The 12,780-nt window shown below is 33.6% G+C and carries 13 protein-coding genes; all 13 read left to right on the forward strand.

Going from position 1 to position 12,780, the window contains the following annotated elements:
- The first annotated feature begins 136 nt into the window (after positions 1–136).
- The 13 genes from ACIY19_RS00005 (at position 137) to ACIY19_RS00065 (ending at position 12,770) form a co-directional block, all read left to right on the forward strand.
- Positions 137–1,582 (forward strand): LCP family protein, encoded by a 1,446-nt coding sequence (locus ACIY19_RS00005; protein ID WP_409002381.1) that lies wholly within the window; start codon positions 137–139, stop codon positions 1,580–1,582.
- Position 1,583: 1 nt separating this feature from the next.
- Positions 1,584–2,315 (forward strand): capsular polysaccharide biosynthesis protein Cps4B, encoded by a 732-nt coding sequence (gene cps4B, locus ACIY19_RS00010; RefSeq protein WP_268705604.1) that lies wholly within the window; start codon positions 1,584–1,586, stop codon positions 2,313–2,315.
- A gap of 8 nt (positions 2,316–2,323) precedes the next feature.
- Positions 2,324–3,016 carry a capsular polysaccharide biosynthesis protein CpsC gene (gene cpsC / locus ACIY19_RS00015; RefSeq protein ID WP_268705603.1) on the forward strand — a complete coding sequence of 231 codons (693 nt, stop codon included), beginning with the start codon at positions 2,324–2,326 and terminating at the stop codon, positions 3,014–3,016.
- A 9-nt stretch (positions 3,017–3,025) separates the two neighbouring features.
- Complete coding sequence (locus tag ACIY19_RS00020; protein ID WP_409002382.1) at positions 3,026–3,718, forward strand: tyrosine-protein kinase; 693 nt, start codon at positions 3,026–3,028, stop codon at positions 3,716–3,718.
- Between the two features lie 22 nt (positions 3,719–3,740).
- The gene (locus tag ACIY19_RS00025; protein WP_409002383.1) at positions 3,741–5,108 is read left to right on the forward strand and encodes a sugar transferase; all 1,368 of its coding nucleotides are present in this window, start codon (positions 3,741–3,743) and stop codon (positions 5,106–5,108) included.
- 3 nt (positions 5,109–5,111) lie between these two features.
- A complete protein-coding gene (gene pssD, locus ACIY19_RS00030; protein ID WP_409002384.1) occupies positions 5,112–5,561 on the forward strand; it encodes a PssD/Cps14F family polysaccharide biosynthesis glycosyltransferase in 450 nt (149 codons plus the stop codon).
- A complete protein-coding gene (locus ACIY19_RS00035) occupies positions 5,561–6,067 on the forward strand; it encodes a glycosyltransferase (RefSeq protein WP_409002385.1) in 507 nt (168 codons plus the stop codon). Before pssD ends, ACIY19_RS00035 begins: the two co-directional genes overlap by 1 nt.
- A 109-nt stretch (positions 6,068–6,176) precedes the next feature.
- Positions 6,177–7,271 (forward strand): beta-carotene 15,15'-monooxygenase, encoded by a 1,095-nt coding sequence (locus ACIY19_RS00040; protein WP_409002386.1) that lies wholly within the window; start codon positions 6,177–6,179, stop codon positions 7,269–7,271.
- Entirely contained in the window at positions 7,261–8,283 is a 1,023-nt protein-coding gene (locus ACIY19_RS00045; protein ID WP_409002387.1) for a glycosyltransferase family 2 protein, read from the forward strand. Before ACIY19_RS00040 ends, ACIY19_RS00045 begins: the two co-directional genes overlap by 11 nt.
- Positions 8,284–8,297: 14 nt before the next feature.
- A complete protein-coding gene (locus ACIY19_RS00050) occupies positions 8,298–9,254 on the forward strand; it encodes a glycosyltransferase (RefSeq protein ID WP_009729797.1) in 957 nt (318 codons plus the stop codon).
- Positions 9,255–9,270: 16 nt separating this feature from the next.
- Positions 9,271–10,191 carry a capsular polysaccharide synthesis protein gene (locus ACIY19_RS00055; protein WP_409002388.1) on the forward strand — a complete coding sequence of 307 codons (921 nt, stop codon included), beginning with the start codon at positions 9,271–9,273 and terminating at the stop codon, positions 10,189–10,191.
- The gene (locus ACIY19_RS00060) at positions 10,184–11,647 is read left to right on the forward strand and encodes a flippase (RefSeq protein ID WP_409002389.1); all 1,464 of its coding nucleotides are present in this window, start codon (positions 10,184–10,186) and stop codon (positions 11,645–11,647) included. Before ACIY19_RS00055 ends, ACIY19_RS00060 begins: the two co-directional genes overlap by 8 nt.
- Positions 11,631–12,770, forward strand: coding sequence for a CDP-glycerol glycerophosphotransferase family protein (locus ACIY19_RS00065; protein WP_084941086.1), 1,140 nt, complete (start codon positions 11,631–11,633; stop codon positions 12,768–12,770). Before ACIY19_RS00060 ends, ACIY19_RS00065 begins: the two co-directional genes overlap by 17 nt.
- The last annotated feature ends 10 nt before the right edge of the window (positions 12,771–12,780 follow it).

The following is a 12,780-nucleotide window of genomic DNA, read 5'->3' on the forward strand; positions in this document are numbered from 1 at the left end:
AGAAAATACATCAATTTTGATAAGTAGAAATGGTAAAAACATTGTATAGCATTTTACACAGGAGTCTGGACTTGACTTGAATTTCTTTCATAATTGTGATATAATAATCCTAATTATTAACGTATAGGGGATTAACATGAATAGACGTTCAAAGAGAACTCGTTCTGGCAACATGAAACGAAATATTAACATAGTCTTATTAACCATTTATCTATTGTTGGGTGGTTTTTTGCTGTTCTTGATTTTTAGACACAACATTTTAGCTTTTAGATACCTGAATATTATTTCTGCAGTTCTCGTTTTATTAGCTGCTTTAGTAGGACTACTGCTGATTGTTTATAAAAAAGCTGAGAAGTTTACGGTCTTCTTTTTGACGCTTGCCATCTTAGTTAGTTCATTTTCTCTCTATGCTTTGCAACAGTTTGTCGGTTTTACCAATCATATCAATTCGACGTCAAATTACTCAGAGTATTCGATTAGTGTGGTCGTTTTGAAAGATAGTGAGATCAATAATGTGACCCAACTGGATACGGTTACGGGACCAACAGAGACAGACAATGACAATATTCAAAAGTTGTTAGCAGATATTAAGACCAGCCAAAATAAGGACTTGACAGTTGAGAATGTGACTTCTTATCTAGCAGCTTATAAGAGTCTGCTTTCTGGTGAAACGAAAGCAATCGTCTTAAATAGTGTCTTTGAAAATATTATTGAAGCGGAGTATCCTGATTATGCTTCTAAAATCAAGAAAATATACACTAAAAATTTAATTAAAGAAGTTGCTGCACCTAAGGTATCGAAGAATAAAGCTTTCAATATTTATGTGAGTGGTATTGATACCTACGGTCCAATCAGCTCAGTTTCGCGTTCAGATGTAAATATTTTGATGACGGTGAACCGTGATACCAAAAAAATCCTTCTGACTACAACTCCTCGTGATTCCTATGTTCCAATTGCGGATGGAGGAAACAATCAAAAGGATAAATTGACCCATGCAGGGATTTATGGAGTAGACTCGTCGATTCATACCCTGGAAAACCTATATGGTGTGGATATCAATTACTACGTCCGTTTGAACTTCACTTCTTTTTTGAAGTTGATTGACCTTTTAGGAGGGATTGATGTTTATAATGATCAAGAATTTACCGCACACACTAATGGGAAGTACTATCCAGTAGGAAATGTCCACTTAGATTCTGAGCAGGCTCTGGGATTTGTTCGTGAGCGCTACTCTCTAGCAGATGGAGATCGTGACCGTGGACGAAACCAACAAAAGGTTATTGTAGCTATTATTCAGAAATTAACATCAACTGAGGCTTTGAAGAACTATGACAATATCATTAAAGGATTGCAAGATTCTCTTCAAACCAATATGCCTTTGGAAACAATGATGGATCTAGTTAATACTCAGTTAGAGAGTGGAGGAAATTACAAAGTCAACTCTCAAGACTTGAAGGGGACTGGTCGTATGGATCTTCCTTCTTACGCTATGCCAGATAGTAACCTCTACATGATGGAAATTGACGATAGTAGCCTTGCATCTGTCAAAGCTGCTATTAATGATGTGATGGAGGGGAAGTAGAATGATCGATATTCATTCGCACATCGTTTTTGATGTGGACGATGGTCCAAAGTCGATAGAGGAAAGTAAAAACCTTCTAAGAGAGGCCTATAGTCAAGGAGTGCGAACTATCGTTTCAACATCGCATAGACGAAAAGGAATGTTTGAAACTCCTGAAGAAAAGATCGCAACCAACTTTCTCAAGGTAAGAGAAATGGCTAAGGAAGTTGCTAATGACCTAATCATTGCCTATGGGGCTGAAATCTACTATACTCCGGATGTCGTTGAGAAGTTGGAAAAGAAATTAATCCCCACGCTAAACGATAGTCGCTATGCCTTGATTGAATTTAGCATGAATACACCCTATCGAGACATGCATAAGGGACTGAGTGATATTCTAATGCTGGGTATTACGCCTGTCATTGCCCACATTGAACGCTATGATGCTTTAGAAAACAATGAAAAGCGCGTGCAAGAGCTGATTGACATGGGATGTTATACTCAAGTCAATAGTTCTCATGTCTTGAAACCTAAACTCTTCGGAGAAACTTATAAATTCATGAAAAAGAGAGCTCAGTATTTCTTAGAGCGTGACCTCGTTCATGTAATCGCTAGTGATATGCACAACTTGGATCATAGACCGCCTCATATGGAAGAAGCCTATGATATCATTGCCAAAAAATACGGTGAAAACAAGGCCAAGGAACTCTTTAAAGAGAACCCAAGAAAAATCATAATGGATCAACTAATTTAGGAGAAAAAATGAAAGAAAAGAATATTATGGAAATTGATGTATTCCACTTGTTAAAAATTCTATGGAAACGAAAATTGCTGATTGTCTTGGTAGCATTCGTGACAGGGTCAGTAGCATTTGCCTACAATAGTTTTATTGTGAAACCAGAGTTTACCAGTACTACCCGCATTTATGTGGTCAACCGTAATCAGGGAGATAAGCCTGGTTTGACCAACCAAGACTTGCAAGCGGGATCATACTTGGTAAAAGACTATCGTGAAATCATTCTCTCGCAAGACGTTTTAGAAAAAGTTGCGACTGATTTGAAATTAGATCTCCCTCCAAAAGGTCTAGCTGGTAAAATTAAGGTAACAGTTCCAGTGGATACGCGTATTGTTTCTATCTCTGTTACTGATCGTGCACCTGAGGAAGCGAGCCGTATCGCTAACTCTTTGAGAGAGGTTGCTGCTCAAAAAATCATCAGTGTCACGCGAGTTTCAGATGTGACAACACTTGAAGAAGCGCGTCCTGCAACATCCCCATCTTCTCCAAATATCCGTCGCAATACCATGGTCGGCTTTCTTGCTGGAGCAGTTGTAATGGTTGTCACTGTTCTCCTAGTTGAGCTCTTGGATACACGAGTAAAACGTCCAGAAGATATCGAAGATGTGATGCAAATTGCGCTATTGGGAGTAGTTCCAAATTTGGATAAATTGAAATAGGAGAGAGAGATGCCAACATTAGAGATTGTACAAAAAAAATTAGATTTGGCAAGAAAAGCTGAAGAGTATTACAATGCACTTCGTACCAATATACAATTGAGTGGGAATAACTTGAAAGTAATTTCTATTACGTCTGTGAAACCGAGAGAAGGGAAGTCAACTGCTTCTACAAATATTGCTTGGGCCTTTGCGCGTGCGGGCTATAAGACACTGTTAATCGATGCAGATATTCGTAATTCTGTCATGTCAGGTGTTTTTAAATCACGCGAGAAGATTACTGGACTAACAGAGTTCTTATCTGGGACGACAGACCTATCACAAGGGCTATGTGATACCAATGTTGAAAACTTGTTTGTTATTCAAGCGGGTTCTATATCACCAAACCCAACAGCCTTGCTACAAAGTGAAAATTTTGCAACCATGCTTGATACCTTGCGTAAGTACTTTGATTACATCATCGTGGATACAGCGCCAATCGGAGTTGTCATCGATGCAGCTATCGTCACTCAAAAATGTGATGCTTCTGTTTTGGTAACGGCAGTAGGTGAAGCTAATAGAAGAGATGTTCAAAAGGCGAAAGGGCAGCTCGAACAAACAAGCAAACCATTCTTAGGAATTGTGCTCAATAAATTGAATACATCTGTTGAAAAATATGGTTCCTACGGTGCTTATGGAAACTATGGGAATTATGGCAAAAAATAATAAATAGTTTAGGGAAGATATTATGGAAGAAAAGGGATTGAAGATTACTTTGGCGGCAATCCAGAGTTTTCTTGTCATTTTATTAGCATATTTACTTAGTTTTGTAAAGGAAACAGAGATTGTAAATACTTCTGTTATTATCTTGTTCATTCTTCATTTTTTTGTGTTTTATATCAGTGATTATGGGCATGATTTTTTTAAAAGAGGCTATTTAGCAGAGTTTATCAACACTACAAAGTATATCGTATTCTTTGCTTTAGCTATCAGTATTTCGAATTTTTTCTTAGAAGATCGTTTTAGTATCTCTAGACGAGGAATGATTTATTTTTTGACAATACACTCTATTCTGTTGTATTTGTTGAATCTATGCATTAAACGCTATAGAAAAAGCATCTTTCCAAATCTCAAGGGGAGTAAGAAGATATTCTTGATAACAGCGACCTCTAGGGTCGAAAAAGTCATCGATAGGCTGATAGAGTCGGGAGAAATTTTTTGGAATTTGGTGGCGGTCAGTGTTTTAGACCGGCCTGATTTTCAGCATCAAACCTTAACCGTTGTACCTGCTGAGAACATCTTAGACTTTGCTACTCATGAAGTTGTCGATGAGGTCTTTATCAATCTTCCGAGTGAAAAATACAATATTGGAGAGCTTGTCTCTCAGTTTGAAACGATGGGAATTGATGTAACAGTCAATCTAAATGCTTTTGATCGTAGTTTGGCACGTAACAAGCAAATTCGTGAGATGGCAGGATTAAACGTTGTGACTTTTTCTACAACATTTTATAAGACTAGCCACGTGATTGCTAAGCGGATTATTGATATTATCGGTTCCCTGGTAGGTTTGATATTATGTGGTCTAGTCAGTGTTGTGCTGGTTCCTTTGATTCGAAAGGATGGAGGCACTGCTATTTTTGCTCAGACGCGTATTGGGAAAAATGGCCGCCAGTTCACTTTTTATAAGTTTCGCTCTATGTGTGTAGATGCTGAGGATAAAAAAAGAGAACTCATGGAACAAAATACCATGCAGGGTGGAATGTTTAAGGTCGATGATGACCCACGTATTACGAAAATTGGTCATTTTATAAGGAAGACTAGCTTGGACGAGCTACCACAGTTTTACAATGTTCTAAAGGGAGATATGAGTTTGGTAGGTACACGACCACCAACAGTGGACGAGTATGAGCACTATACCCCAGAACAAAAACGTCGCCTAAGTTTTAAACCTGGCATAACAGGGTTATGGCAGGTCAGCGGACGAAGTGAGATCAAGAATTTCGATGAAGTTGTCAAATTAGATGTGGCCTATATTGATGGTTGGACAATCTGGAAAGATATTGAAATTTTATTGAAGACAGTTAAGGTTGTATTGATGAAGGATGGAGCGAAATAGGAAATGAAAATATGTTTAGTTGGATCTAGTGGAGGTCATCTAACTCATTTATATCTATTAAAACCTTTCTGGAAAGATAAGGAAAGATTTTGGGTTACTTTTGATAAAGAGGATGCAAGAAGTGTCTTGGGAAATGAGACATTTTATCCTTGTCATTATCCTACTAATCGTAATTTGAAAAATCTTATTAAAAATACGATTCTTGCTTTCAATATTTTGAGAAAGGAACGCCCTGATGTTATCATCTCATCAGGGGCTGCTGTGGCAGTTCCTTTCTTCTATCTAGGGAAACTATTTGGTGCTAAAACAGTCTACATTGAAGTTTTTGACCGTATTGATGCGCCAACCTTAACAGGGAAATTGGTATATCCAGTAACAGATAAGTTCGTAGTTCAGTGGGAGGAAATGAAAAAAGTATATCCGAAAGCAATCAATCTCGGAGGAATTTTCTAATGATTTTTGTGACAGTAGGTACTCATGAGCAACAGTTTAATCGACTTATTAAAGAGGTTGATAGATTAAAAGGTGAGGGACTTATTCAGGATGAAGTTATTATTCAGACTGGTTTTTCAGATTATGAACCAGTGCACTGCCAATGGAAAGCTTTGATTTCTTATGATGAGATGAATCAATATATGGATGAAGCAGATATTGTCATTACACATGGTGGTCCAGCAACATTTATGGGAGTGATTTCTAAGGGAAAGAGACCGATTGTAGTACCTAGACAAGAAAAATTTGGCGAGCATGTGAATGATCATCAGATGGAATTTGTTGAGAAAGTATTAAATATCTATAATTTAACAGTCATTACGAATATAAGTGATCTTATGGCATGTATTTCAAAAATAAATGAACAACAAAGTACAGATTTGAAAACTAATAATAACCTATTTATGGAGAACTTTATAGATATGATTGACGATTTAATGGGGACAAGCTATGTTAAGGACGAATAAGTTTATAAATATTTGTATCAAGTTGCTATTCATATATTCGTTATGTAGTGAGTTAATATATTCCTATTTTCCTTCATCACTATTGTTTACGATACCAGATTTATTGCTATTGGTATCGGTTTTATTTGTTATATTTGATTCCTATTCTTCGGGTAAGATTAAAATTAAAAATCCTCACGTCAGTATAGTCTTTTTTATTTTCTTAATACTATTTTTATTAATTAGTTTTAGTTGGGGAAATCTCAATGTATATGATTTTGTTGCAAGAATAAGATATATACTAGGAGCATTTCTTGTTTATTACATGACGAACAGTTATTTAGATGACAGAACTTTTTCATCTTTAATTGATACTGCTTACGTTGCACAGATATTTAATTTATTGTTAGTTTTATACCAACATTTAGTATTACATTTACATCCTGATTTTACCAATGGTATTTTTGGTTTCACTAATTATGCAAATGGAATTCAAGGATTCTATTGTTTAGCCTTAAGTATTTTATCTATTGTTTATTATCTATATGGCAAATGGAAAGCGATGAAGTCGTTAATATTGATTGCTATTTCCTGTATAATATGTGCATTGGCAGAAATAAAGATTTTTTTCGTTATTTTTATATTCTCTATTTTCCTAATTTTTATATTTCAAAAATCAAAAACAGTTAGAAAGGCACGTATAATTAGTACAACTGTAGGAATATCTCTTCTTTTTTTGGTTGCCTATAAAATTATTGAAATGGTTTTGCCTGATAATTTGTATACTTTTTTTAATGTTACAAAGGCATTATCCTATGAAAACCGAACAGACTTTGCGGGACGAACCAATACTATTTCCTTTTTATGGGATAACTTATTTTATCATGATTATGTTAGTGCCATATTTGGAAAAGGTTTGGGGTCATACTCTGTTAATTATATCTATGAACTGGGTAAAATGCTTGCAGATGGTGGTTTTATTTCCGTAGTCCTTCTTTATTTATTCTTGTTATCATTATTTATAAGAGGAACTTTTACTAGAGATAAAGATATGCAATGTGAAAGACTGATTGTATCAATAATAGCTTTTGTAGTGATGATGAGCATTGTTGTGTGGAATAGTACATTTACGAGGTCTACATATATTGTATTTTTCTTTCTTGGATTAGGTAATGTTGTTTATAAATCTACTAATTCAATCAGAGGAGATTTAGATGAAAATTGAAGTATCAGTGGTTATACCAATATACAATGCTGAAAAAACAATAAAAAATTGTGTTGATAGTGCCCTAAAGCAAAATTTAGAATCTCTTGAAGTGATTCTGGTGAATGATGGGTCCAATGATTCTACAGCAGAAATTTTAGAACAGTACAATGTTAATCCCAAAATTAAGATTTTTCATCAGCTTAATAAAGGGGTATCTGCTGCTAGAAATAAGGGATTATCTCATGCAAGTGGAGAGTATGTATTTTTCCTAGATTCAGATGATGTTTTAGATGATGGTATACTTTATAAAATGTATCAGTTTGCTAAAAAAAATAAAATTGATCTTTTATCTTGTTGGCATAAAGAGCCTGCCACAACTCAATACGGTGGTAACGAGAATAAGTCAGCTTCATTTATTGCACGAACAAAAGAGGAAATAGGAAATCATTTTGTGGATATTTTTCCGAGAAGTGTTTGTGCTAAATTATTTCTTCGTAGAAGGATTGAAGAAAATAACATTACTTTTTCGACTGAGATGTCACTAGGGGAAGATATGTCATTTGTCTATCAATACTTGATGGTCTCAAGAAGTATTGCAGTAATTGATGGTGTGTATTATAATGTTCAAAATGTTAATCCCAAGTCATTATCTAAGCGTTATGTGAATAATATTGAACACTCCTTATTGATTCAGAATCAATTATGGAATCAATTATTAGAAGTTTATCCTAAAATTGAGGAGAACTACTATAAGCAACATATGGATTTTAGATTTTACCTTGCTAGTTTATATGTAAATAACTTATTTAAATTCGATTCTCCGTATTCCTCAAAAGAAAAATGGGATAATATTGCACAACAATTAAAAAAATATAGACCATTTTTAGATGAGAAAGTGAGTAAAGAAAAGAAGCCTAAAAATCTGAATGAGATGGTTATTTTTTATTTGCTGAAGTCTAAAATCCCCTTATTAATCTATTCTTTTTACTCATTCAAAGAATGGTGGAAGAAAAAGCGATTAAAATATTGAAGGATGAATCATTTATGGAAGATTTAGTAAGCATTATCGTCCCAGTCTATAATGTAGAAAAATATTTAAAAAAATCAGTAGAAAGCATTTTGAATCAAACTTATGACAATATTGAGATACTATTGGTTGATGATGGAAGTACAGACAATAGTGGAAATATTTGTGATTCGTTTATTAAAATTGATTCTAGAATAAGAGTGTTTCATAAAGAAAACGGTGGTTTATCAGATGCTCGAAACTTTGGAATAGAACATATAAGAGGTCAATATGTATCGTTTATTGATAGCGATGATTATATATCTAAGGATTATGTGTGGAAGTTGTATCATTCTCTAAAAAACAATAATTCAGAGGTGTCTATATGTTCTTTTTCATTGGTTGATGAAACGGGTGAAAAGATAAAAGATGAGATACTAGATAATGATAAAATATGTTTATCTGGTCAACAAGTATTAGAGAAAGTGTTAACGTCAAATGGTTATCGTTATGTTGTTGCTTGGAATAAGCTTTATCGATCAACTTTATTTGAAAAGTTAAAATTTAAAAAAGGCATGTTGTATGAAGATGAATTTCTTAACTATCCTCTGTTTTGGGAGTGTAAAAGGGTATCAATTGTAGAGGAGCCGTTATATTTATACGTTCAACGAAAAGGAAGCATTGTACAAAGTAATATGACTTTAGAAAAAATAAAGATGAAGGATAAAATGCATACATCGCGTATTGAATTTTATGCAGAAAAAAAGAATTCCTTTTTACACCAACGTTCGTGTCAACAGTATTGTAATTGGATTGTTACAACAACCGCTAGTCATTACAATGTCTTGAATGTAGCTTTTTTAAAATACTTGCAACAACAGTTTAGAAAAATTGTTAAATATACACAGAACGACGATAAGAAGCTAATTGTACAGAATATTTTAGGATATATAAATATTCGTTTAGCAGCTTATGTAAAATCAAAAGTAATGTAGGGTGTGAGGAGAAATAATGCTGGAAAAAATTTTAGCTTCTATTAACAATCGCTCTTTTTTTAGTAAATTGAAAAATAAAATTCATAGAATGTTTCCGATATATGTTATCAGTAATCAAAATATAGCTTTTCAACAAGATATTGATATTGCTTATAGAAAAATGAAGCGACAATTTAGCCATATTTCGTTGACTGAAAGTGAACAGAAAAATGATATGAACATTTCGAATAAAGTTTGGATTTGTTGGTTTCAAGGTGAAGAAAGCGCTCCAGAGTTAATTAGAACATGTATTCAATCAATGAGAACATATTTTCCTGGAAGAGAGATTATAGTACTAACAGAAGAAAATATTAGTGATTATACAGATATCCCAGATTATATCATTGATAAATATAAAAAGGGCTGGATTTCTCGTGCTCACTATTCTGATATTCTTCGGGTAGAACTTCTATGTCGTCATGGTGGATTATGGGTGGATGCAACTGTGTTGAATACCGGAGGAGATTTTACAAATCTTGAATTACCCCTTTTTGTATATAAATCGTTAGATTTATCTCGGAAGGATTCCCAAGCCGTTGTTGCATCAAGTTGGTTAATTTCGTCATTTAGTAACCATCCTATATTACTGTATACGAGAAAACTTCTCTGGGAGTATTGGAAGAGAAATAATAGTTTATGTAATTATTTTTTATTTCACATATTCTTTACAATTGCTACGGAACATTATCCAGCAGAATGGATTGCTGTCCCTACCTTTAATAATCATTCTCCTCACACACTTCACTTTGAGCTAAATAATCAATTTTCGGAAAAACGATGGGAACAAATAAAAAATATATCAGTGTTTCATAAATTAAACCATCACCTCGATTATTCTAGTGGTGTGGATACCTTTTATAAGTTTATAATTTCTTCGAAAGTTGGGACAAATGAGTAATAAGATCAGTAAAAATTTAGCTTATAATATGGGATATCAGTTGATTGGTATTGCTGTTCCTTTAATAACTTCTCCCTATTTATCACGAGTATTAGGTGCTGAAAATCTAGGTATTCATTCTTTTACGATGTCAGTTGCACTTTACTTTATGATGTTTATGCTCCTGGGGATTGCAAATTACGGGAATAGAACAATTGCGACTGTTAAGCGAGAAGGAGAAGATATTCTATCAAAAACATTTTGGAGTATCTATTCTATCCAGTTAATAATGTCTATTCTGGTAACTATAACTTATATTGCTTATCTATATTTTGGGGCAGTACATTACAAGGTTATTGCAATATTACAACTCTTTTTATTGTTATCAAATGCTGTTGATATTACTTGGTTTTTCTATGGATTAGAAAATTTTAAACAAATCGTTTTTAGGAACACATTAGTTAAACTTTTAGGATTATTTTTAATTTTTTTATGTGTACGTCAAAGTACAGATCTATGGAAGTATACATTTATAAATGGGTCAGTAACTTTAGTTGGTCAACTTTTACTATGGGGACAATTAAAAGGAGTATTGTCTTGGAAAAAGATTCAATTAAAGGAATTATTACCTCATATCAAGCCAATTTTAATTCTTTTTATTCCTGTACTAGCCATTAGTATTTTTACTAATATGGATAAATATATGCTTGGTTTAATGGTTGACGTAAAGCAGGTTGGATTTTATGACAATGCAGGTAGAATTATTGAAATTCCTAAAGCTTTGATTGCGGCCTTAGGGGCTGTTATGTTGCCGAGAACTTCCTATTTACTAGCAGAAGGACAAGAAGAAAAGAGTAAATACTACATAGAGGTAACAATTTTATACGTGATGATTATTTCTAGTGTATTGATGTTTGGACTAATATCGGTATCTGATATTTTTTCCATTATATTTTGGGGAGAAGAGTTTCTTGAATCAGGAAGATTGATTGCTGCTATGTCTCCGGCTTTTGTCTTTTCTGTTTTAGGAAATATCATTAGAACTCAGTATTTGATTCCTAGAGCTAAAGATAAAGATTATGTAGTGTCTCTAATCGCGGGAGCGGTTGTTAATCTAGTGTTAAACTGTTTTTTTATAAAACCTTTTGGTGCTATGGGAGCAACAGTTAGTACAGTATTGGCAGAATTTGTGTTGTCTGGAATGCAGTTTTGGTCAGTTAGAAGAGACTTAAATTTAAAAAGATATTTGAAAAACGGTTTGATATTCTACCTATTTGGTCTGATTATGTACCTGGTTATTATAGTGCTCAAAACTCATTTACCCTATAATATAGTGAGTCTTATTTTACTCATAGCTTTGGGCGGATTCGTATATGTTGCTTTCAGTTGTAGCTATATTTTAATGTCAAGAAACTTACATTTTAAGTTATTGAGGGAAAAGATCAAACGAAAGATTGGATATGAAAAGATATTATAAATTATTATTAAAAAGATTAATGTTTTACCCATTTAGTTGGCTACCTTTAAATAAAAGAAAGCTAGTATTTGATAACTTTGGTGGTCGAGGATATGGGGACAATCCAAAGTATATTGCTGATGAACTATTAAAGCAGGATAAGAATCTTGATATAGTTTGGTTAACAAAGGATATGAGTACTTCTGTGCCTGATGGGGTTAGAAAGGTACGATATGGAAGTTGGAGAGCTTTTTTGGAGTGGAGTACAGCTAAAATTTGGGTCGATAATATCAGAAATTCCGATCGTCCTTGGAAAAGAAAAAAGCAAATCTACTTACAGACGTGGCATGGATCTGATGGCGTTAAATTAGTCGAAAAGGATGTAGAATCAACACTTTCAAAATCCTATCTTGTAATGGCGAAATACGATGGTAGGATATCTGATGGAATCATTTCTAGTTGCCAATTGCAAACAGAACAGTTTAAAAAATCATTTTGGCTAGATGACAATGTTGAAATTTTGGAATATGGTTTACCAAGAAATGATGATTTCTTTTATAGTGAGAAAATAAGTCACACAAATCAAATCGTCAGAGCTAGATATAATATCTCTTTAGATGAACTAGTCGTTTTATATATGCCTACTTTTAGGGATAATGGATCAACAAAAGCGTATAATCTCGATTATGATAAGGTAATCAGTTCGTTTCAAAAATTCTATAATAAAGAAGTTAGAGTGTTGATTCGTTTTCATCCAAATGTTGATAATACATTTTTTAAAAATGATGATGAAAGATTAATTAATGTGACAGATTATCCGGATCCGCAGGATTTGATGTTTGCAGCTGATATTATGATTTCAGACTATTCATCAGCACCGATAGATTTTATGTTGTTAAATAGAACTATATTTTTGTATATGCCAGATTATGAGGAGTATACAAAATTAAGACCACTAAATCCAAATTTCAACAATCTTCCATTTATTAAATGTTATACAAATCTTGAATTAGTTGAACAAATTTCTAGATTTTCAAAAATGGATTATCATGAATGTATCGATGATTATAAATTAAAGAACAGACGATTTGATGATGGAGATGCTGCAAGGAAGTGTGCAGAGTGGATAGTGAATCAATTATAAAGAAACTAAA

Origin of the sequence: Streptococcus sp. ST14 (genome assembly GCF_046098195.1) — a bacterium.
In the GTDB taxonomy this organism is placed as follows: domain Bacteria; phylum Bacillota; class Bacilli; order Lactobacillales; family Streptococcaceae; genus Streptococcus.